Below are 22,236 nucleotides of genomic sequence, written 5' to 3'. Positions count from 1 at the left end.
GACTTCCGGGGAAGATTGCGGAAGGGCGGGATTACCGGAACTGGACATAATGGAAGTGAGTGATAAAACCCGTTCAGGGTACTCACTGGCTGCAATCTGGGCGATCATTCCGCCCATCGACCTGCCAACGAAATGTGCCCGGTCAATTGAAAGGGCGTCGAGCAGTCCGATAACGTCGTTGGACATGTCATCGAGAGTGTAAGGGATGTCCGGTCGCTGTCCCGACATGAGAGCAGTCGCCAGTGCGTCAAAATCCAGCGTCTGATAATGACTAAAGTGCGTCGAGCAACCTACGTCGCGATTGTCAAAGCGAATCACGCGAAAGCCCCGCGCTGCTAATATCCGACAAAACGAAACCGTCCATCGGATCATCTGGGTTCCAAGCCCGGCGATTAGGATAATAGCCTCGTCATTTTCGTTACCGAAACTGTCATAGGCCAAATCGATGCCGTTTACTTTCAGGATGTTCATGATCATCTTCTCCTCCAATTAATTCGATATCGGAAATTCTGTCATAGGCAGAAGGCGTGAATCTTCGATCGCTGCAGTCCGATGCCCGATACCGGCCAGGTAGTCTTGATGACTTGAATAAGCAAGAAACGACTGCGCGCTGCTCTGGCGGATCAGCATAACAAGATCCCATCTTTCGTCTTCGGGTCCGATAAGAAACTCTCCGCCATCGCCAAGAAACAGCACTTCACCTCCGCTTTCACGGAGAAATGGGAGTGTGTGCTCAATGTAGCGGTTGAAAGCTTCGGCACCGCTGATTGGGGCCTCCGGTGTTAGTTTAGGATTGGCTGTGTAATCGGCAACATCACGAAAACGCAGCAGGTTCAACATGACGATGCTGCCCTCAATGCCTCGTTGCATAAACCTCATGCCAGCGCGCTGCGATGGTTCGATGTAACGAATAGATTCAAACTCTGTCATAGCGGCTCCTTTCGTAGTTCCTTTTTTAATTTTTTACGCCTCCGCATGCTCTCATTTATAAGTTTCCTTCAGGGAATGCATTAGCGGCTAATTTTTTGACATGGTTTCTGATATCAGGTGCCCAGTCATCGATGAAGTGGTAAAAACGATCCAAATCACCAGCATACAGTGCCCGCAGAGCTTCTTCGTATTGATGGAAGTTCCCGGCCATAGCTGTCATGAAGTTATATGTTGCTTCTTGTGACTCTCGGATATTGCTCTGTTTTTCTCCAGCACGGCGAGCCTCATCAATGAGTTTTCGTAATGTTACCGACGCCCCTCCAGGTTGACTCTTGAGCCATTCCCAATGCCGTGGCAATAACGTAACCTCACCGGATACAACCCCCAGCTTGGGTCGACCGACCCGCCGTATAGGCTGGTGATTCACTTCCGTACCGGGTAGGTCACCAAACTGTTCTCCTAATCGTTTGAGCACATCATCTGTCTTCCCACGAAAATCAACATCTATTGGCTTCCCTGTGGAATCGTCAAATATAAGCAGCTGTGTGAGGTCTCTGTCATCTAGAGCATCCTTCACTGTAGTAACAACGTGCTGTAACGATCCACTGGCGACGACTCCCACACCCAAAAATGCCGTGCAGTAAAAGTGCGTTAGGGTATTACTCATGCTGACCTCCTCTCTGATTGCCTCTCCAATTATACCCGGGTAAAAATAAAAAATCAATATTACCCGGGTATAATTTATTTTGTCGTTCGTTATGGAGGAAATAAATGCAAAAGACGCGGCCTAAGAGGACCGCGCTGTTGAGGGCTAGTGTTTGCTTTATGTTGTACATACTGTGTTTTGTCGCAAAACTGCCCGTTAGGTGAGAAACGGCAGCTATCATGTCGGCGCCGTTTCTTAGTGTTCATTGAGTTATCGTAATCCGTTAATGAACGTAGTCTTATATAATTTTACAGCTCCTTTTTTCCTCCAAAACTCATTCATCTTTCCTATTTTTCGTCAATGTTTTTATCATCCCATTTTATTAAGTCGTGGCTACATCACCCTCTACTATGTGTTTCCATTTGCAATATAGCAATATACGTGGTGAACTCTTTCCTGGGTCTTTTCAGATAAATAAATAATTTGAACGTGCAACTGCAAAAAGCACCTGAGCGGATCAGATGCTTTTTACGTTTACTCTGTTAATGGTTCGGGTCTTGACCTGTTTCATATTCCGTAAGATTGGTGAGACCATCATTGTCGGGATCAGCCGTTGGCCCGCTTATTCCCGGATCAGCCAATTGGGCAGCTGTGAAATAGATATACCGCCAGTCATCGAACGGCACCTTCATAGGAGGCAGTTGGCTGGCAGGAAATACGGTTGGAGCCATGCCTGTATAGGTAATGGGCGTACGCACTGAGTAGGAATATGGCTGCAGTTGAACACCCAGGCTATAGTTCTGTAATTCTTGAAATCCTACCCACGGCCGTTGATTCCAACGACTCTCGTAGGTCACAACATTGACAGTCGCAACAGACCCGCCCAGCCGCAAATTGCTGATTCCATTGTCCCATGAACGGACATTGTTCAAGAAATTATTTCCCGCTTGTGCCGTCAATCCCGCTCCAATATTGCTGTGAACCTGGACGTTGTTTGCAGTAAAATGAAGAGCTGTATTGGTTTGGTTATAAATTCCGTTATCGTTCCCCCAGAAAATACCGCCGTCAATTGAAGATTGTGTACTGTCGTGAGAGGAATAACCTTCGTCAAAATTATGGAAGGCTTCGATGTTCTCGAATACCAGTCCGCCCCCGGTTCCATGGACGTTAAAACCGTCATTCTGCGCTCCCGAAACGCGCAGATTGCGATAAGTTTGATAAGCATACGGATTGGACACGTTTACACCATTTTGCCGGGAAGCAATTTCCCATCCCGCCGTTGGTGAAGCCTTACTCATGTTCAAGATCAGCTTCTTCCCATCCGGAGACAATGCAGCATAATCGCTTGTAAACTTACCTGCATTTTGGCCCGACGGTTGGTCGAGCATCAGACGTTGACCATTGTAGGCCACCAGATGCCTGAACGTATTGGAGCTCCCGCCCGTGGTTGTGTTCTCAATAGGACTTGGCAAGGTATACGTCCATTGACCGCCCGCCTCCTGAGTAAACTGGAAGGTGTTAAAGCCGGTGATCAATTCACCATTGCCCTCGAAAATAATCGGGTGCCCGGGAGTGCCGGATGCATGAATGGAAACAGTCTCACGGTACGGGCCACTGCCTGGTACCAAACTAATACGATCCCCCGGTTTAAGCGCCGGTGAGCTGTTTACAGCAGCAGCAATTGATAAATAAGCGCCGGCTGTTAGTCCTCTTCGATCCACCTGCAATATCCGTGGAGAGCCTCCCTCCCATGGATAGACAGCGAAACTAACCGTATTGCTTTGCACACCGTTTATCGTGGATGTGACTGTACCCGTTCCCGCGCCCAGAGGCTGCAATACACTTCCGTAAACAGCTGCATATACACCTCCTGATTGGATCTTCCATGACTGTGGCAAACCCGTAACCGGATATGCGTGGCCGAATTGGTCAGTTGCGGTGACGATGAGCTTGTTTAATTCGTACCCGCTTTGGCCTGAAGCCAGAGCCGGAATTGAACCGGATACCTGAACAGCTGCCAAATAAGGAACCGTTGAAACAACGGGCAGCGAAAAATTGACGCTGTAAGTGGTCAATCCCACAGTAACGTGGACTCCTGATGCCGTCCTCTCGCTATATCCGCTTTTAACTGTCTTAATAGTATGGGTGCCCGCGGGTATATGCTGAAGATGATAAGCACCTGAGGAATCGGTGAATGTCCTGTACACGTCCCTGGCAACCATTGCCTGAACCAACGCTCCCTGCACTGGGCTTCCCTGATCATCTGTTACCGTACCCGCTATTCCGCCAGTGGCGGACAAGTCCGGTTCGGCTTTGAATGTAAATTCGATTTTATCCATTCGGGCTGCTTCCGATCCCTCGGAGGTACCCTCGATCCTGACCTCATCCCATGGCTTCAGATGTACCCCTGAAATCAGTCTGGAAGTTCGCGAGTTATCGGAGACCGAAGCGGAGCCGAAGTCCTGATTCGCTGTCCACGCATCGACCTGTGATCCGTTGACCAGCAGCTTGTAGGCAGCATTTCCGTCGTTCTCGTCAAAATAATGGACGATGACGTCATAGATGCCGGTATTTTTATCAAAAAGCTTATCCGCCGTGCCTGTTCCGGTCACCTTGATTACTTTCCCGCCGGATGCTACGGGCTGGTCTTCCACAGTATAATTAACAAGCTCCATGTCTTCCGCTTCCACAGTAGTAACCAACGAAGGATCAGGATAAGGGTACGGCGTCAGCGGAGAGCCGGAATAAGCGGTCCCTGATGGTAGAAACGACACATTGTTGTAGTAGCGGTTGACGAACCGCAACGGCACATCCGCTTTGTTTGCCGCCGTTGTTCCAGCGATCTTGACATTCTCGAAGGTTACGTTCGTAATGAGATGCCAGGCATCAAAACCTTCGATGCTGGAAGGCTGCTCAGCCCTGTTCAAGCCGGTGAAATCCTTGACAAGAACACGATCTATCCAGCCTGGATTTATAGCCGTGCGCTTCTTCTGGATTACAAATTGAAAATACCGTTCATTGTAATTGCCGCCGATAAACTCTGCGCGATTATTAATCACATTAATATCATGAAGACGGACTGCATCTCCCGCCCAAATAGTTAGAAAACGGTCTGCGCGAATGACCTCATTATTTTCAAAATGAACGTTATAAATATCATCCAGCGTTTCATCGCCCACTCTCATCGCAACTTTTAACGACCATAATACATTATTTTTAATATGCATATCGAAAGCAGGTCTTTTTAAATTCATATAATTGCTTACTTTAGGCGAAATCGCGTCGTCACCCGTGTAAATAAAGCCGCCTTCAACCGTTACATTCTGCGAGGCGTCAATGTCCACTCCATCGGTATTGGTTACCGTCGGGCGCAGCAATTCGGGGTCGACAGGATCAGGACCTCCCCGAAGATCATTGATCAGCTTAAAATTTTTCAATGTGACGTCGCTTGCGTACAGCAGATGAATCGACCATCTGGCGGAATCTCTGAAGTAAACGTCCCGGATCAACAAATCCGTTGCATCGGCCGTCCTCAGCAGCTTAATGTTCGCATTGGGATTAAGCGTGCGAACGGCCATCCCGTTACCGTCAATGATGCCTCTTCCCGTAATTTTTACATGCTGGGCGCTGCCTATGAAAATAAAGGAGGAATCGCCGTTATTTTGCGGCGGATAATTCGTGCTGTTAAATTCCGGCACAGCCCGTATCCATGCTCCGCTTTGCAAATATAGATGCACATTGCTTTTTAACCTCAGCTGAGCCGTCATGTACTTCCCGTCAGGAACAAACAAGATCCCGCCAGCACCGCTACCCAGTACAGAAGTATCGTCAATCGCCTGCTGGAACAGCTCGGTTATCGCCGCATCCGGATCGCGGCCTGCCGGCAGATAGCTTGCCAGATTGACGACGCCAGGAGCACCGATGACAGGCGCATCTGCTTCCAGACCGTCAGCAAAGAGGAGCAGCTTCTCGAGATTGTTAATCGTTATGATTAAAGTCCTTGGCTCCGAGATGCTGAAGGTTAGCTTACTTCCATCCTTGATACCTTCAATCTGGTAATTGAGCGGACTAATGCCAAACGATTCAATAGTCTCATTGGCATACACATCCACCTGAACCGTACCCGAATAGGAGAAGCGGGCATAGCTGACATCCCCGAATTGTTCAACAAACACGTTTTGTCCATTCACCTTCATCGTGTAGGAAGTGCTTGAATTGGCTCCCGGCAGTACAGGATACTGTATGATCTCAGCGCTGGCTTCGGAATACACTGCATCTGCCGAGATGGCGCTTACATTGCTTCCAGTAGGAATGGCTGTATAGCCAATTTGGGGAAAGCCGATAAATAGGGATGACAGCATCAATACGACCAGGAATAAGGATATCTCTTTTTTTCTCAAAGTAACGTCCTCCCTTATAAAATCATGTTACGTACTAAACAGGTAGCCTGATATAAATGCAGCCTGCAATGCCCTGATGTCTTCCCTGAAATGAACATGATCACAGTAGATGTCATCGCCCAAACTTGCTGTAAAGGTATAAAGATCAATGATGGGCACATGGGCTCCCGCTGCTACATGTTCAGCAATTCGGTTGTAACGAAGGGCATCCTCACGGTAACGCCTAAAGCCTACATTTCGGTTATTATGAATAGCATCCACGACAGGAGTCGTACTTATCCAGAAGACCTGTTGTGCCATCTTGCTGGAAAGATCAGCGATAGCTTGCAGGTTATCTGCATACTCAAGCTCGTTGATCTGTAGACCAGCACCACCATTGTTTATCTTAATATCGTGGAGACCGCAGTTTACCAGAAGCGTGTCATAGGTTGAATTTCTGATATATTCGTTTTTAAAAAAATCCAAAACCGCTCTGCTGTCACCGGAATTGGCTCCAACCGGGACATCCAGATCTTTAAGAGCCTCTTCCACATAACCTCTCGTTGTATATTCAAATCTGGAGCTGGTCATTCGTTTCAGAAACGGACCATAGTGCACGGAGATGCTGTCTCCTACAACAAATACTGTGGGTTTCATAAATAGCCCTCTCCATTTCGATACATGACGTTTATGCCGGCCCTATTTTTTCCGCTTCGCATACTCCGCGTTGATTTCTTCTATTCCTTTATCGCCTCCGGATTTCTTCCACTTCTCGATCTCATTGTTCCAGCCGTTATCATCAATCTCGCCAAGAATATATTTTACCTTCGCGTCGTTGCGGATCTTGTCCAATTCACCGCTCTTTTCAGAAAGTGTCGGAGAGAGCAGCGACGAAGCCGGATTTTGGACGGCAATCGATACGTTGTCCTTAAACATTTTTTTCAGCTTCTGTTCAAGCGGTGTATTCTCACCTTCGAGAGGGGCATCCGTATCCATAACGATGCTGAGCTGTGGAATCGGCAGCAGGTCGTCAACCTTCAGCTTTTGTTCCGCTTCCGTACTGACGGCTTTGCCGTTCTCCAGATGGTAGTGCTTGCCCTCAATTCCCCAATTCAGGAGGTTGGCGATTTCAGGCTTAAACATCTGGTCGAAGAAAGCAAGAATGGCTCTCATCTCGGCTTCGGTCTTTACAGAGCTTTTGGGGAACATGAAGATCCCGTTATATCCTGCGGAGGCCAGTATTCTTTCACCTTTGGGCCCCTGAATCCGTGAAACCATATCCGCGGCTCCCTTGGGATTCGTCTTTTTAATTTCCCGATCATTGCCGATCACATCGTCAATAGCCGTTGAAATAATGACCCCCGCCCTGCCGTTTTCAAATATCGCCTTACTTTGGTTCCCTTCCGAAACTGCAAAGTCGGCATTCATCAACTTTTCCTTATACAAGCGGTTATAGAACTTTAACGCATCCAAATACTCCTTCGTCATAAAGCTCGGAACCAGCTTGCCCTCCCGCAGCTCCCAGCCATTGCCTGCACCGAAGAATCCAGAAAGCATATCTAGGTCGGCGATACCTTTACGTGAAACCAATCCATAAGTATCATTTTTCCCGTTTTTATCCGGGTCGTTCAGCGCAAAAGCCTTGATCACGTTATACAGATCGTCGATGGTTTTGGGCTCTTGCAAGCCGAGCGCATCCAGCCAGTCCTTGCGAAAAACGACGCCACCGCGGGCAAGCACCCGGGGACGGAACAAGGCATAATTTTTACCGTCATGTGAAACATTCTCAAGCACATCCTTGTTCAGCTTCCCGAGGTTGGGATAATCCTTAAGCAACGGACCGATTTCCCAAAAAGCTCCAGAGCGTACCCCATTTAAAATACTTGGCGCATAAATGCCGCCTTCCAGATTGGTTATTACCGAAATTTGCGGCAAATCATTGGACGCGAGACTGACCGACAGCTTATCTTTGTACGCCGCATTCGGCACCCAAGTAATATTAAGCTTGGTGTTCGTCAGTTCCTCCAGCTTTTTGAATACAGGATTATCCGCTTTGGGAGGCTCGGTTGAGAAATAGGGCATCATTACAGATATCGTTTTCGGGCCCTGAGAGTCCTGTGCCTTCGGATCTCCCCCTGTTTGTACGGACGGAGCTTCACCGCAAGCTGAAAGCAGGCCGAGCGATACAGCCAACAGGCAGGCGCCCGATGTAAAAGGTCTCCATTTCGTGTTCATCAACATTACAACCATCTCCCCTTATTAAAGTCCTACTTCGGTTATTACCATTCCTATTTCGATCTCAGCCCTTTACGGAGCCGAGAAGTACACCTTTGGCAAAATGCTTTTGCAGAAAGGGATAAACAAGCAATATTGGCAGGTTGGAAAATACGATCACTGCCGACTTTAACGTCTGCTCGGGAAGCGGCACAAAATCCGTTCCCATTTCCGCAGCATCGCCAAAGCCGCCCTGTGATAAAATAACGATTTGTCGCAGCAGTACCTGTATCGGCCATTTCTCGGGATTATTCAAGTACAGCACGGGTGTAAGGAAAGAATTCCAATGTCCTACCGCATAAAATAACGAGAATGTCGCGATGGCTGGCATCGATAGTGGAATTACGATTCTGAGCAGGATGATCAAATCATTGGCTCCGTCCATTTTCGCCGACTCCTCCAAACCATCGGGAAGCTGCTGGAAAAAGTTTTTCATCACAATGAGATTAAAGGCGCTGATTGCACCCGGAAGAATAACAGCCCAATAGGAGTTAAGCAGTCCCAGCTGTTTCACCATAAGAAAGGTTGGAATCATCCCTCCCTGAAATAGCATCGTAAACAAAACCATCAGCATAATCCGGTTGCGTCCGATCAAGGTTCTGCGGGCTAACGGATAAGCCATAAGCGTAGTCATGGCGATATTGACCAGGGTGCCGGCCAATGTAATGAAGACGGTAGCTCCCATGCTTCGCGTAATCGTATCGGTAGTCAAAATATACGTATAGGCATCAAGCGAAAAGACAGTAGGAAACAATACAAAAGAATGTTGGCGAAGCTCCTCCGCTGTCGTGAAGGAAGCCGCCGTCACATGAATGAACGGGATAATCGTCACTAATGCGAATAAGCTAATGATTGTATAATTCATGGCTACAAAAAGCCTGCTGCCGAACGTTCGGTCTTGAACCATGCTGCCCCTCCTCCTTACAGGTTTGCTTCTAGTAGACGCCTTCTTCGCCGAAGCGCTTGGCTATGGCATTAGCCGTAACAATTAATACAAGGCCGATGGAGGAATTGAACAAGCCCACCGCTGTCGTATAGCTGAACAAGCCCTGTTGTATTCCATTTGTATAAATGTAGGTATCGAACGTTTCTCCCACCTCACGATTCATCGCATTCAGCATCAAATAAATTTGCTCAAAGCCCAGCTCAAGAAAATTACCCAAGCGAAGAATCAGCAAAATGATGATCGTACTGCGAATCGCCGGAAGCGTAATGTGAACCAGCTGCCGCCAGCGGTTGGCTCCGTCGATGCGTGAAGCTTCGTACAAGGATGGATCTACACCAGAGAGCGCTGCCAAGAAAATAATTGTTCCCCAGCCGGTTTCTTTCCAAATGATCTGTGATGTAATGAGCGTACGGAACCAGTCTTTATTCAGCAGGAAATTAATTTTCTCCCCGCCTCCATACTGGATCAATTCATTGACGATGCCCCCCTCTGTAGTCAGTAGAATGTAGCTAAGTCCTGAAATAACGACCCACGAGAAAAAATGGGGCACATAAATGAAGGTTTGAGCCAGCCGTTTAAACAGCTCATTCTTTACCTCATTCAGCATAAGCGCGATAAGAATCGGCAGCGGAAAATAAAAAATCAGATTATAGGACGCGATGTAAAAGGTATTGCGAAACAGTATCCAAAATGAGGGATCACTGAAAAACCGTTCGAAATGCCGCAGCCCTACCCATTTGCTGCCCCAAAATCCGAGGTAGGGCTGGTAATCCTGGAAGGCCAGGAATATGCCCCACATAGGAAAATATTTGAAAACCACAAAATATACAATACCTGGAACCAGCATTAGATACAGCCAACGGTCCACTTTGATTTGGCGAAGCTGCTGGCTCCAATTGCCCCTCTGCATCTTCACTCGTTTGACATTCATGTATACATCCTCCATTTCCGCTTAGCGTCGGTGTTCGGTTTCATCGTAAGAGAGAAACCACAGTGCCGTCTACAATCCGGGACGGCTGTTTCCGCAACGTAAGCGAAGCTGGGCAGGATACAATCCTTGCTGGCTGTTCAATAATCCATAACGGTTGTAGCTGCTGGCCGATTCCGCGGCTATAAGCTTCTTAGAGAAAAAAATACGGCTGGATCTAGTGAAGATCCGCCGCTCCGGTGTCAGTTGTGTTCCGATATTGTCCGGGAGTCATTCCTTCCATTTTCCGAAAGTACCGAATGAAATTTTGTGAGTTGTTATATTGAAGCTTCTCGGCAATCTCCGCTATCTTCATGTTCGTTTCGGTAAGCCATTTCTTGGCGATCTGCAGCCGGTATTGTGCCAGATATTCACCGAAGGGCATTCCCACTTCTTTGCGAAATACATGCCTGATGTAATCAGGATGGTAATTGATCCGAAACGCACACATTTCTATAGTCAGGTTTTTGTCATAATCGCTGTGCACCATGCTAATCATTTCCTCGGATATTCGGAGATATTGCTTGCTTCTTTGTTCCTCCAGAAGCCGGATAGACGGTACAATAATGGAATGGAAGAACCATTCCACAATCTCATTCGAGGTCTGAAGCTCAAACAGCCGGTCAAACAACGATTTCTCTTCCTCATACAAGGATTGCAGCAGCCCACCCGATTCCTGCAATACCCTGAGCAAATCCGTAAGAAGACCGATCATCATAATTTGGTATTCCCTATGCGATAGCTGTACACTGAACACCTCATGCGAAAACTGCTGCAACAGCCTGTAGGATTGTTCTCTATCTGACAATTTAATGGCATCAATTAAGTCGTTTTTCAGCTTCTCCGGGTATTCAGGCAATGAACGGTCGTTGGGTTGAACATCAGCAATGTACAAGATCGCCTCATTACCGAGCTTTATCCGATAGTTAAGTGCTTCAAGAGCCTCTTTGTACGCACGATGAACTCCTTTCAGATAATTGAACGGGCGGCTGATGCCAAGGCTCACCTTGATATGCAAATAATATTTCACCGTCTGCTGAATTTCATTGGCTAATTCGTCTATAAACCGGACAGCTTCTTCATGTGTGGGATGGGTACTTCTGATTAAATTGACCTGTGATTGATCCATCAGTATCGGCTTCAGCAGCCGGTCTGATTCTTGAACAAGCTCGGTGACTATATTGTTGACAGCAAACAAGAGTAAATCTTTATCCTTCTCCTCATACCTGGTTCCATCCAATGTGTCAATTTGCACGACCAATACCCGCAAGCTGTTCCATGTCTCGCCATTGACCAGAAGCTTATCTTCAATCTCCTGCTGCTCGGCTTCTCCTAAAAACAGCTTCAGCATAAAGAAATCTTGGAGCTGATTATGCTGATATTGCAGCTCATGGCTCATTTTCTTCTCGGTGTTGACATAAGCTCGGAACTTTTCACCGATCAGTTGAAGCTCGTCCTTGCCCTTGAGCAGACTCGCATGGCCGGAGGAGGTCGTGAACAGCTCCTGATACAGCCGCAGTATGGGGATATACATTTTTCTCGTGCCGAATAACGAAGCAGCAACACCCGCGACCAGAACCAATACGCATACAAGCAGCGTAAACCATTTGATCGCTTGGGATTCCCGGGTCATCGCTTCAATTGATACATAGGAAGCGTAGGTCCAGCCATTATAGACCGACCTGCTGAATATGAAATTGTAGCTGTTTCCATCCATATCGATGGGAATGATGCCCTGCTCATTCTTTGCTACCATAAGCTGCTGAATATAGGGCTGTGCAGCTACTGACAAGCCGATACGGGAAGAGTCGGCATCCGCGATGATCCGATAAGCAGAGTCCATAATGAATGGCTTTCCCAACTCCGCATCCACGGACAAAAATTTGCTGATTTCCTCATAAGGAACCTTCAATATGACTGCTGCCGGCGGTTCAAGAGCTGTAACAGGCAAGGTTTTGACCAGATCAATAGAGTTTTCACCAATATTCCAGTAAGAGCCACGTTTTGCCCCAAGAAGCTGCTTCCAGTCCGGTTCGCTGGAAGAAAAGGGTTCATATCCTTTGTTCGTCATTTTCCACTGGTAACGAAGCTGAATAAACTGGACATCGCTCATGCCCAGATCATAGGTTTGTATACGCCTGAGCCCTTCCTGAAGCTCTTCAATCATTTGAATACTACTGCTGCGATGTACATCTCTTACATCATTGGTAAGCAATTTCGCGACGGAAGAAGACGCAGTGAATTGTGTCAAAGCATTGTCGGCGGTCCGCAAGCTTTGTTCGACCCTATGCTGCATCTGCTTCAAAATTTGTAGAGAACCCATGTTTACCTTTTCCTGGATCGTATGTGAGGCACGAATATAGGAAAAGCCGCCCACAGTGACAATGGGGAACGTAATGAGAAAAATAGAAAATAGAATCATTTTATGATAGTAATTCGATTTGATTAACTTCATTTCAGGTTCCTCCATTAAGCCGATAAAATCGACAATTTTATCGTAACGATTTTTGGAGTTACCGTCTATAATCAATACCGGCTTTTTTAAGCACAGCTTGCCAATGAACGAAATACGGCTCTTTGCCAGGGATAAGATGAATGGCCATGCCCGTAAGGATACCTATTCCAGCCCAAAGCCCGATGCGTGCGTTAAAAATCCCTTTACCATCACAAAGCAAGGAGAATCGTGGTTTGCTCCTGTTCTGGATGCAGCTAATCAATACGCATCGTATAAGGGCGACTACAAGTACGACTGGCAGTCTTCCATTAGACATGATGATGCAGCCAAAACATTATTTAGAGCGACCCAATCCCAATATGAAAAACAGATTGTCGCTGAAAATCTGAAACGATTTCAAACATTGATTCCCTCGAAGGTAGATCCGAATTTTTCCGCGGACCAATTGAAGACGCTCCGTTCCTTGCGTGATTTCAACGGACAATCCAATGGCAGCATCGATGATATTTTACCAGATGTTCCGAAGCTGATCACCGCTCTTGAAAGGTATAATCGATATATTCAGCCGAAAATTAAAAATCAGAATCGGGCAAAAAATAGTTGTTCAGTTGAAATTCATGAATGTTGGTGAGAGATTATATTGCCAAACTCAAATCGAATCTCTCCGAGGCAGCAGATGTAACGAATGTCGACTACACCAACAGCCGGATCGTCTATGAGGTCGTGAAACGAGGACTTATGCAAGGAGGCAACCGAGGAGATTTAGCGGCCGGCGCTTCAACCACCCGATCGGAGGTTGTTGCTCTTATTTAAAGGGTTCTAGTTTATAACAGCGGGGAAAAACTCGTTGTCAAATACATTCTAAGAGACGCCGTGCAGGAGTATCGAAACGGTTAATATAGTGCCGCTCCCTATCTTTTGGCTCTATTGCACGCAATCTTATTTTCTCATCCTGCCAAAAATAATCGCTGAAAGCAATTTCTTTCATTAGGTTACCTCCAAAAAAAGTATATATATAAACACAAACCATATTATACAAAAATACAAGCGATGCTGTGGAACTTCAAGGTGCATACGGGGTACCGGCATTAAAGCTATAGAAAGGGAGTTTGCTTATGAATCCAGTCATCGGTCTGGATATTTCAAAGGGAAAAAGTGATGGCCAAATTTTCTTAGATAAGGGCCAGCCATACGGTAAAATATTTCGTTTTCTGCATAACCGGGAAGGACTTCAGCAGCTTCTAAACATCATTGTAGATGCTCAGAACAAGACCGAAAAATCCCCCACTGTTATCTTAGAATCAACAGGTCATTACCATCAGGCTGTCATACAGTTCCTCGAGGAGCAACATATTTTATTTTTAGTTGTAAATCCTCTCATCTCTCACCAAGCCAAGAAGTCTACTCTACGCAAGGTGAAAACCGATGCCGTGGATGCCTATCAATTATGTGAACTGTCAGTACGACTCACTTACTCAAATGTATGTGCAGGTAAAACTGCAGTTCCAAGCTGTGCTAGATCAAGTCTTTCCGGATTACAGAGGGATCTTCGGTGATCTGTATTCAAAGGTTTCTTTGCTGCTTCTCAAGGAGATCGCTACCCCAAAAGCCATGTTAACTGCCGGTGAATCTGCTATTGCGCATAGAATCGCTAGTCTGTGCCCTAGTCGTTCTGATCGTTGGGCCCGTGATAAAGCAGACTCCTTCTAAATGCTGCAACAAACAATCCTTTTCAGCAGGAAACTACAGAAGCCACTAGGTTAGTATGGCGTTATTCATTGATTTGCTCCTTCAGTACCAAGAGCATCTTTCCCACCTTCAAAGTCGGATTCATGCTCTTGCTGAAGAAGTTGAAGCGTATAAGATTATCCAATCGATTCCCGGTATTGGTGGCAGAATCGCGGCAACGATTCTGTCTGAAATCGGGGAAATCCATCGGTTTAATCATGCGAAGAAGTTGGTTGCTTTTGCGGGAATCGACCCCAGTGTTTATTCTTCTGGGAAGTTTACCGCTACTTCAAATCGGATTACCAAACGTGGCTCTAAGAAACTGCAACATGTCCTCTATCTTGCCGTCTTATGCGGATTAAAAAAGACGGGTAGTAAAAGACTCAGGAATTCTATGATAAGAAGCGTGAAGAAGGTAAACCCTATCGCGTTGCCTTGACTGCTTGTATAAACAAGCTCATTCACTGGATATATGCACTTTTAGTTAAGCGAGAACCCTTCCACGACTTGGCTTAAACACCATAGTTCTTATGCAAATGAAAAACCTTCCAATACTCTAATGGAAGGTTCTTTAGCATGTTCTTTTTTCAGTATAATACCTTTGACGAATTAATTTAAGAGAAAAATGTTGACAAGATGTTAGCTGGTTTTAGCGTCGTTTTTCGGATGACAAGAACTTTATCTCATTCTCATTTCCTTCCTTCCAATTTCCTTGCGAATCGCGAAGATGCGATGGTTATTTTTGTGACCTTCTTCATTTATCTAACGCTATTTTGTAAAATAATGTCCTTGCTCCAGGTCTGCGAGAAGCCCATGTTGGACAGGCTTCCAGCCGAGCAGCTCCTTCGTCACTTCACTTGATCTTGCTAAGTCAAGCGACGCGACCATGCCTAGAAAACCGAAGATCGCTTGTGCCTCTTCACGCGGGATGCTGACTACCGGCACATCCACGTGACGACCTATGACGCCGGCAATGTCGCTGAACGGAATGCCTTCGTCGTCCACGCCATCCAGTCGTGAGCCTGCAGGCGCAGATTCTACTGCGAGGCGGAACAAAACTGCCGCATCCAAGCGATGAATCGCTGGCCAACGGTTAGTGCCGTCTCCAATGTAAGCCGAAGAGCCTCTTTCCTGGGCGATCCGGATTAATTGCGGCACGAAGCCTTTATCTCCTTCTCCATGCACGGAAGGTGCAAGCGAGACGATCGATGCTCTCACGCCTTGTTCTATATATGCAAGTGCTGCATCCTCCGATGCTTTGCCATTAGCATGAGCTGTGATAACAAGTGGTTTACTGGAGCCCGCAAGCCCCTCTCCCATGGCTTCGATGGCGCGAAGATCAGTTGCTAGTGATGCGGCGAAATTAGAGAAATCGTGGTTAAATGCCAGATGAATAACACCGTCTGAAGTGGCTGCACTGCTGCGCAGAAAATCCAGATCCTCTAAAACACCGTGAGCCACCTCAGCTCCCAAGCTTTCTAATACTTGAGCACCACTCTCTGAACGGGTCAGACCAACTACCTGATGGCCCGCACCGATGAGTTCACGGACAACAGCTGTACCAATATAACCTGCTGCACCTGTAACGAATATACGCATAATAGTTTTACGCCTCCTTAAGCATTTGACGAAGATATGACTCTAGTCTAAACTATGAAGTAAACTCTAAGTCAAGCGTTTGGAGGTATGATTACATATGAAAATTCAAGAATTAGGAGACTTGATGGGTTTAACACCCCACACCATTCGTTTTTATGAGAAGGAAGGCTTGCTTGACAGCAGGCATATTCAGCGAGAGAAGAATAATTACCGCAACTACTCAGACGAAGCAATTAAACGGTTAAAGCTGATTAAGAAATTTCAAGGCATCGGCTGCTCGTTAGCTGAGCTGAAGACGATTTTGCAGGATCACGATACGAACGCACGCACGAACCAAGAAGTAATAGAATGGATTCTTCAGAAGATCAATGAGATCGAGCGCAGGAAGGACGAATACGATCATATGCTTGTAACGCTGAATTGGATGCTGACATACAGGAAGCTGCTGAATGAAGATCCACAGCAAGCTGAGGCTATGATGGCGGAATTGCGTCTTCGAATTAACATCTAGCCATATAATCGTGATAATGCTCTTTGGACGTAAATTCCGTCACAAAAAGCTTTTCGAAGCTCACAAAAAATAACCATCGCATATTTCAAGGCATCGGCTGCTCGTTTAGCTGAACTGAAGACGATTTTGCAGGATCACGATACGACCGCGATATTGAGAAGCAGATTGAACGTCCCCAGCTGCCATTTTTGTGACCTCATACTATTGTCGCTCCCTTCATACCCCGTTTGGTACAGATCTTATATTAAATCCCTCGCACCGCACCAGCCAAAAGTACCATCCTGTTGAAATCGTGGAAATCAAGGTGCGTCCATATTAGAGCATCCTAGCCAACCGCCGGCCATCATGGCAACTGCAGTCAACAACCCACCATTACCGGGGAGATAAATCGGAAGTCTAGCTGTCTGGCAGTTGTGTCCATTAGGTAGATAGGTATCCTTCGTATGCTTCATCATGAGAAGGTCGACAGCGAGATTTCCATCCCCCAGCCTTGCCGCCATTATTGCCATCATGGGATAAATCCAGCCCCAAGTATCGGTCCAATCCCAGAGGCGCAAGACCTCATGAAGCGTGTCTCGCATTGTTTCCGGATCCGTCATAAGTAGTATGCTGGTTTACGATATTACCGAATCGCACTGGTAGCTTCGTCCTGGCGCTTAATTGAACTAACGTTCTTCGTAATCTACTTTAGGAGACAAGGTCATCTAACCGTCTGGTAAACGAGGCCTATGGCTCCAGAATCAAATGTCTTGTTTTCGATAAGTTTAAGATTGATCTTCTCCTTGATACCTTGGTATAACGGCAACCCGCTGCCGATCAGGACGGGAGAAACCGTAATTTTATACTCATCTATTAAATCAAACTGCATAAGGTAGTGTGCGAACCTAGGACTGCCGAGGATGACCATATCCTTGCCTGGCTGCTGTTTGAGGTTCTTGATCTCTTCCTCGACATCTTCTTTCACCAGTCTGGAATTGTTCCAGTCGACTTTCTCCAGCGTCGTGGAAAAAACGATTTTGGCTGTCTTTTCGATCCACTCGGCATGATTCCGTTCATGCTGCGAAGCTGATGGGTTCGAAGGCACAGATGGCCAGTAACTGTGCATCATCTGATAAGTACCACGTCCCCAAATGACAGTGTCGGCAGTACTCAGAATTTCTTTCGCGTGTTTCCCCAAATCAGCATCGTAGGAAACCCAGCCAATGTCCATTTCACCGTTCGGCCCTTCTACAAAACCGTCAAGCGATGCATGTAGAAATAGAACGAGTTTTCTCATTTTCAGTTCTCCTTTGTTCATGAGTGATACTTACATTATACATTAACTACATTTTAGCATAATTCAACTTGGGTTGTTTCTTATGGATTGCTAATCTAAACTGCCCATTCGTAATCCCGCACATATGACCGCTAAACATCATTAGCAGTCATCGTGATGTCTAAAATCGGCTTATTACGTCCGCTAATGATGTCAGGAATGGAGAGAATACGTGTCCAATAATACTTAGCGTATAAAACTGTTAAAATGTTGGCGTTACCCTTGGCTGGACCCCAACTAGAAAATAATCCCTTTTGCTGCACCAACGGCGTATGGATTGCTTCATATCCTCGATATCCTGGAGCGTGGCAGCGGCTGTACATCGTAGTTTTTTTTTGTAATGTTGGCCATAAAGTTACAACAAAGGGATTTTACCTTTGGTTACATCAACCACCTGAATCTTACAAAAACAAATACACTTCGACAATAAAATGGAAAATATTAGTTTATATTTTTACATAATATGGATATTATATCTTTATATTTCATAATAGGTTCTTTTTTTGAAATTAAAGAAAAGTGTTGCATTGTCGTCACTTGTACTATCTACTGTGTTGTTATTTAACTCTATCGCTCCGGTATCTGCCCAATCTATAGTTGATCCTCAATCCAAAGAAACGGTAGAATCATTTACTATTGAAACGATGAGTACAGAAAAAAATGCAGATGGACTCTATGTTGTCACCGGATATAAGAACGTTGATTCTATTATGAAATTTAATACTAGAGAAGGTAAGATTATTTTAAATGTCTCCATGGTAAAAGACTATTATGATACTAATGGGAACTTTGTAAAGACAGTCATAAAGGATGAAGGTATTGATAATAACTTAGTTACGGGAGAAGCTGAAAAATTAGTTAGTAACATTACTGAAAATCTTGCTCCCAAAACATTAAAAAGTAAAAAAGCTGTTTCGAGTGCGACATTATCAGAGAACGATAAAAAGAAAATTAAAGAAAGTATACAAAATGAAGTAAACAACCTCCCTAAAGAAAAGCCCGTAAAAACAATCGGTTTTACTGAATCTCATTTACTTGAGATTAAAGAAAAGGTAAAAGAACTACAGTTACAAAAACAAAAAAACGATCAAACCATGGGAATCAACTCCGTATTGATGAAAGGAGCATATGATAATTACTACAACTATGATCTAACATCAGGGTCATTTGTAGTACAGGCATTGAGTGCTCAAGCTCATAAATATATTAAATATACAGGTTCAACAATTGGTAGCACAAAAAACTCCAACTCAATGACGAGTTACATGAGTTATATAAATAACTACGAAGATGCAATCGTTGCCGGGATGGCTGGTCCAAATAGTTGGGAAGTTGCAGGATGGGTTACTGCAATTGTGAGTTTTACTACTTTTGTTGTTGGTGTGGCTGGTGGACCTGCTGGTTGGCTGTCACAGCACTTGCTGCTGACGGATTAGTATTATTAACGAGCGTCACTTCAACTTCATTCACAACAGTTGAGAGGTTAGGTAAAACTAGAGTTGCTATGGCAAATCTAGAGAACGCCAGAACCATGATATTCCAGGCAGTTCCCTATTGGGAGAATTACAGTGCAACCTATGGTGTCTCTGGGTATTAATCTACAAATCGAAAATCCTCCCAAAGAAATTTTGGGGGGATTTTAACATTACATAGACATGAGTATGGAAGGCCTTTCTTTCTAACCTATATTTTATTGTTTGTTTTACTCTTAATTAGTATTAATTCTCTAACAACAACTCCTAGCAGTATTGATGAAAGAATTGTAGTAATAAGTACAGCAATTCTAATAAGGAAATGAGGACTGCCTAAAACAATTGTGCTCAAAAGGGTAATAATGACCACTAAGTAAATAATCCGGAAAATCAGTTGCTTAGAATTCATAATTTATTACCTCGATTCTTTAAGCTGTCTTTTTAACATATCCCTAATAATAAACGTAAGACAAATCAACTGCACCATTTAATTCTATTTATGTATTAATAATACACATATCGTTGAAGACACTAACTCTGTTCTTTTTTCGACTTGTACGTTTTTAAAATGCGATAGAGCAGATAGATTGCTGCCCACGGAGATAAAAAAATTCAAAATTTACAATTTTCCCGATTACATATAATGACATGTTTGCTACCCCTCCTACCTTAAATGGCACCATATTCTGGATAAAGGCACAGTACATCTGTTCTTCCGGAGGAACTACCGGTGTGCTCCTGGCCTCCTAGTTTGATGCAGACGTTTGGCCACTCAGCTGTTGGCCATCGCTTTCTGTTTGCCTGCTGGCCTTCCTAAGATCTGCAGCACGAGATCCGCGCGGCAGTCTTCCGAATATCCTCACACGTTCACAATCTTATTTTGTCATTCGTGTTTACACATACATCTACGCTTACGTAAACGTAGACGTATGTGTTCACTTCACAAGATACACTCCTCCCGGGGTAGTGCCGGATTGCGGTCACGCACGGTGACGCGTGCCCCGGGCGAGCACAGCATGCGGATCAGCGGTGAATTGCTAACGCCGGCACAGATAACGGTCACGTCCGGACCGGCCAGCGATTGGATATAGGTGTCAAAAGCAGGATTCATAAGCACCTCCGCTTAGAAAATGTCATTTAAAGAATATACCACATATTGGAACTATCCTCCCGTTACTTCCAATGCCTCGAAAATTTGTCGCCTGTGCAACATGGAATTCCTTTGCGATGTCGATGCCAACCACTAAGTGAGATGTAGTAATTCTTTCTATTCGTTGATTTTGTCCGTCAGATTGCTTAAACTTCATAGTAAGAGCGCATCCCTGATGGTATTGGGTTTCGAACCCGTGGACAACCCCATCATACCGAGGCGCTTCTTTTTTGGCAAAGGTCATTTCTTAAGCCCTACAGGAAGGTTCAATAAAGAAGAGTTCCTCGTTAGCTTCTTGCATAAAGGTAAACAATTTATACTATGTGATTTAAATCACATAAAAATCCTTTAGGACGTGGTACATTAAAGGTGTAGAGAGGAAGTAAACATTCTGTAAGACGAAGGGAAAGATATACCATGAAAACACAAAAACGATCCCGTTCTTAGTTGAAATAGATATAGCTTATTTTTTAGTGTAGTATGTGAAAGTTTTCACCAATTAATTTTAGGAGATGATTAGCATGTTAGGAAAATGGCTTAGAGAAAATAAATATGCAGCAGGTATCCTGCTATTCGTAAGGTTTTATTTTGGATATGAATGGCTCACTCACGGATGGCAAAAGTTAACAGGCGGATTTACTGCCGAAGGCTTCTTAAATAACGCGGTCACTAAACCAGTAATAGACAAAGCAACCAATGAGCTTGTTTATCCGACCTTCACCGCATTCATACAACACTTTGCTCTACCGAATGTTAAAATCATTAACTTCATGATTCCGCTCGGTGAATTCTTAGTCGGTCTTGGTTTGATTCTTGGTGTTTTGACTACCGCGGCAGCATTCTTTGGACTCATGATGAACTTCATGTTCATGTTCGCGGGTACCGTAAGCACGAATCCTTGGTTTATTCTTATAGGTGGGATCTTGTTCATAGCAGGTGCGAACACCGGTAGATTCGGCATTGACCATTACCTGATGCCCTTCCTTCGCAAGATGTTAACACACAAGAAAAATCCTACAGACCTAACAACTGGAACGGGTACGAATCACAAACGCTTACATGCTTAATCTAAATCCCTTTCAAAAACGCAGCTCCATCGGGGCTGCGTTTTGACGTAAAAGGCACGCAATCTTGTATAGCATCCTGTCAGTTAGGTGAGAAAAGGCAGCCGATCTTTGATATGCTCCCATTCAGCGAATTCGGCAATCATAGAAGAGCTTCAAGCAGGTGGAGGCACCCGTGTAGAAGTCGCTCAGAAGTACATAGCCCGCTTCGGATTTTGTTGGTGGTAAGAGGATTAGGCAAACAATTGGCACGAATGGGATAACGGTCTCTTTGTTATCTGGTGCATAATAAGGATGTGAAGAGGGGGGGATAATACATCGCAATGATTAACACTTGGAACATTTACATGCTGAGCCTTATCAGCTTTTTGGTCGGTACGTCAGGCTATTCCATCTATGAAAGGCGAAGCATCCATCCCTCTTGGTAAACCTCTTGAAAAATCCGAGATCGCTACTGCGCTCAGCGTGACATTCTTCGTGTTTATCGGCTATTCGGTGGTTAATACGTATATTATCCCATTCCTCACCTCAGTTATGTCGCTTAGTGGAGGAGTGGTGAGCATCATTCTTTTCCTATTAGGCATCGCGAGCCTAATCGACTCCAAACTTGGTAGTATTCTGGCGGATCGGACTGGCACCATGCGCATGCTCGACAAAAGCATTATCTCTTCCGCTCGTATCGAAGGAGTTACCGTGGGTAGATCGTTGATATTGTCGATCTGCTGGATTGGAGCCGTCGCGGTCGCGGCGGCGGTCGTGTGGTGTGGTGTGGTGTGGTGACCGTTCCCTTCGGGCTTACC

The 22,236-nt window shown here is 45.3% G+C and carries 20 protein-coding genes and 1 pseudogene; 7 read left to right on the top strand and 14 right to left on the bottom strand.

Features of this window, described 5'->3' with window-relative positions; translation table 11 throughout:
* The 9 genes from BK127_RS37965 to BK127_RS37925 form a co-directional block, all read right to left on the bottom strand.
* The coding region (locus tag BK127_RS37965) for an alpha/beta fold hydrolase (RefSeq protein WP_144026681.1) at nt 1–471 on the bottom strand (471 nt) is incomplete at its 3' end.
* Between the two features lie 18 nt (nt 472–489).
* On the bottom strand, nt 490–879 hold the full coding sequence (locus BK127_RS37960; protein ID WP_256711622.1) for a DUF1330 domain-containing protein: 390 nt from the start codon (nt 877–879) through the stop codon (nt 490–492).
* 106 nt (nt 880–985) lie between these two features.
* Nucleotides 986–1,597: a DUF2239 family protein gene (locus BK127_RS37955; RefSeq protein WP_076237876.1), complete on the bottom strand. Its 612-nt coding sequence runs from the start codon at nt 1,595–1,597 to the stop codon at nt 986–988.
* A 521-nt stretch (nt 1,598–2,118) separates the two neighbouring features.
* Nucleotides 2,119–5,976 carry a carboxypeptidase regulatory-like domain-containing protein gene (locus BK127_RS37950; protein WP_076237875.1) on the bottom strand — a complete coding sequence of 1,286 codons (3,858 nt, stop codon included), beginning with the start codon at nt 5,974–5,976 and terminating at the stop codon, nt 2,119–2,121.
* Between the two features lie 27 nt (nt 5,977–6,003).
* Nucleotides 6,004–6,612, bottom strand: coding sequence for an SGNH/GDSL hydrolase family protein (locus BK127_RS37945; protein ID WP_076237874.1), 609 nt, complete (start codon nt 6,610–6,612; stop codon nt 6,004–6,006).
* Between the two features lie 42 nt (nt 6,613–6,654).
* A complete protein-coding gene (locus BK127_RS37940; protein ID WP_076237880.1) occupies nt 6,655–8,190 on the bottom strand; it encodes an extracellular solute-binding protein in 1,536 nt (511 codons plus the stop codon).
* Nucleotides 8,191–8,254: 64 nt separating this feature from the next.
* Nucleotides 8,255–9,136: a carbohydrate ABC transporter permease gene (locus BK127_RS37935; RefSeq protein ID WP_076237873.1), complete on the bottom strand. Its 882-nt coding sequence runs from the start codon at nt 9,134–9,136 to the stop codon at nt 8,255–8,257.
* A gap of 28 nt (nt 9,137–9,164) precedes the next feature.
* A complete protein-coding gene (locus BK127_RS37930; RefSeq protein WP_076237879.1) occupies nt 9,165–10,085 on the bottom strand; it encodes an ABC transporter permease in 921 nt (306 codons plus the stop codon).
* A gap of 235 nt (nt 10,086–10,320) precedes the next feature.
* Nucleotides 10,321–12,597, bottom strand: coding sequence for a helix-turn-helix domain-containing protein (locus BK127_RS37925; RefSeq protein WP_076237872.1), 2,277 nt, complete (start codon nt 12,595–12,597; stop codon nt 10,321–10,323).
* A 103-nt stretch (nt 12,598–12,700) separates the two neighbouring features.
* Here BK127_RS37925 and BK127_RS37920 point away from each other — a divergent pair, with 103 nt between their 5' ends.
* Together BK127_RS37920 and BK127_RS37915 are read left to right on the top strand one after the other, a co-directional pair.
* A complete protein-coding gene (locus BK127_RS37920) occupies nt 12,701–13,228 on the top strand; it encodes a hypothetical protein (protein WP_144026680.1) in 528 nt (175 codons plus the stop codon).
* A complete protein-coding gene (locus BK127_RS37915) occupies nt 13,219–13,410 on the top strand; it encodes a hypothetical protein (protein WP_076237870.1) in 192 nt (63 codons plus the stop codon). The genes BK127_RS37920 and BK127_RS37915 overlap by 10 nt, the downstream gene beginning before the upstream one ends.
* Before the next feature lie 37 nt (nt 13,411–13,447).
* Here the strand turns inward: BK127_RS37915 and BK127_RS37910 are convergent, their stop codons facing one another.
* Nucleotides 13,448–13,585, bottom strand: a complete 138-nt coding sequence (locus BK127_RS37910; protein WP_179097750.1) for a hypothetical protein — start codon at nt 13,583–13,585, stop codon at nt 13,448–13,450.
* Between the two features lie 127 nt (nt 13,586–13,712).
* On the opposite strand from BK127_RS37910, the pseudogene BK127_RS37905 reads away from it, so the two are divergent.
* A pseudogene (locus tag BK127_RS37905) lies at nt 13,713–14,841 on the top strand (IS110 family RNA-guided transposase).
* 252 nt (nt 14,842–15,093) lie between these two features.
* Here the strand turns inward: BK127_RS37905 and BK127_RS37900 are convergent.
* The gene (locus tag BK127_RS37900; protein WP_076237869.1) at nt 15,094–15,924 is read right to left on the bottom strand and encodes an SDR family oxidoreductase; all 831 of its coding nucleotides are present in this window, start codon (nt 15,922–15,924) and stop codon (nt 15,094–15,096) included.
* 97 nt (nt 15,925–16,021) lie between these two features.
* Here BK127_RS37900 and BK127_RS37895 point away from each other — a divergent pair, with 97 nt between their 5' ends.
* Nucleotides 16,022–16,435: a MerR family transcriptional regulator gene (locus tag BK127_RS37895; protein WP_076237868.1), complete on the top strand. Its 414-nt coding sequence runs from the start codon at nt 16,022–16,024 to the stop codon at nt 16,433–16,435.
* A 299-nt stretch (nt 16,436–16,734) separates the two neighbouring features.
* On the opposite strand, the gene BK127_RS37890 is transcribed toward BK127_RS37895, so the two are convergent.
* Nucleotides 16,735–16,947, bottom strand: a complete 213-nt coding sequence (locus BK127_RS37890; protein ID WP_179097749.1) for a hypothetical protein — start codon at nt 16,945–16,947, stop codon at nt 16,735–16,737.
* Between the two features lie 188 nt (nt 16,948–17,135).
* Nucleotides 17,136–17,711: a dihydrofolate reductase family protein gene (locus BK127_RS37885; RefSeq protein ID WP_076237866.1), complete on the bottom strand. Its 576-nt coding sequence runs from the start codon at nt 17,709–17,711 to the stop codon at nt 17,136–17,138.
* A gap of 542 nt (nt 17,712–18,253) precedes the next feature.
* Here BK127_RS37885 and BK127_RS37880 point away from each other — a divergent pair.
* The gene (locus BK127_RS37880; protein ID WP_076237865.1) at nt 18,254–19,186 is read left to right on the top strand and encodes a hypothetical protein; all 933 of its coding nucleotides are present in this window, start codon (nt 18,254–18,256) and stop codon (nt 19,184–19,186) included.
* Nucleotides 19,187–20,162: 976 nt separating this feature from the next.
* Here the strand turns inward: BK127_RS37880 and BK127_RS43255 are convergent.
* A complete protein-coding gene (locus tag BK127_RS43255; protein WP_256711621.1) occupies nt 20,163–20,333 on the bottom strand; it encodes a hypothetical protein in 171 nt (56 codons plus the stop codon).
* A gap of 560 nt (nt 20,334–20,893) precedes the next feature.
* On the opposite strand from BK127_RS43255, the gene BK127_RS37870 reads away from it, so the two are divergent.
* Nucleotides 20,894–21,439 carry a DoxX family protein gene (locus BK127_RS37870; RefSeq protein ID WP_076237863.1) on the top strand — a complete coding sequence of 182 codons (546 nt, stop codon included), beginning with the start codon at nt 20,894–20,896 and terminating at the stop codon, nt 21,437–21,439.
* 393 nt (nt 21,440–21,832) lie between these two features.
* A complete protein-coding gene (locus BK127_RS37865) occupies nt 21,833–22,216 on the top strand; it encodes an MFS transporter (protein ID WP_076237862.1) in 384 nt (127 codons plus the stop codon).
* Nucleotides 22,217–22,236 lie beyond the last annotated feature (20 nt).

The sequence above is a fragment of the Paenibacillus sp. FSL H7-0331 genome, from assembly GCF_001956045.1.
Note: the sequence above shows the minus strand (reverse complement) of the source record. Positions and strands in the feature narration are given on the sequence as shown.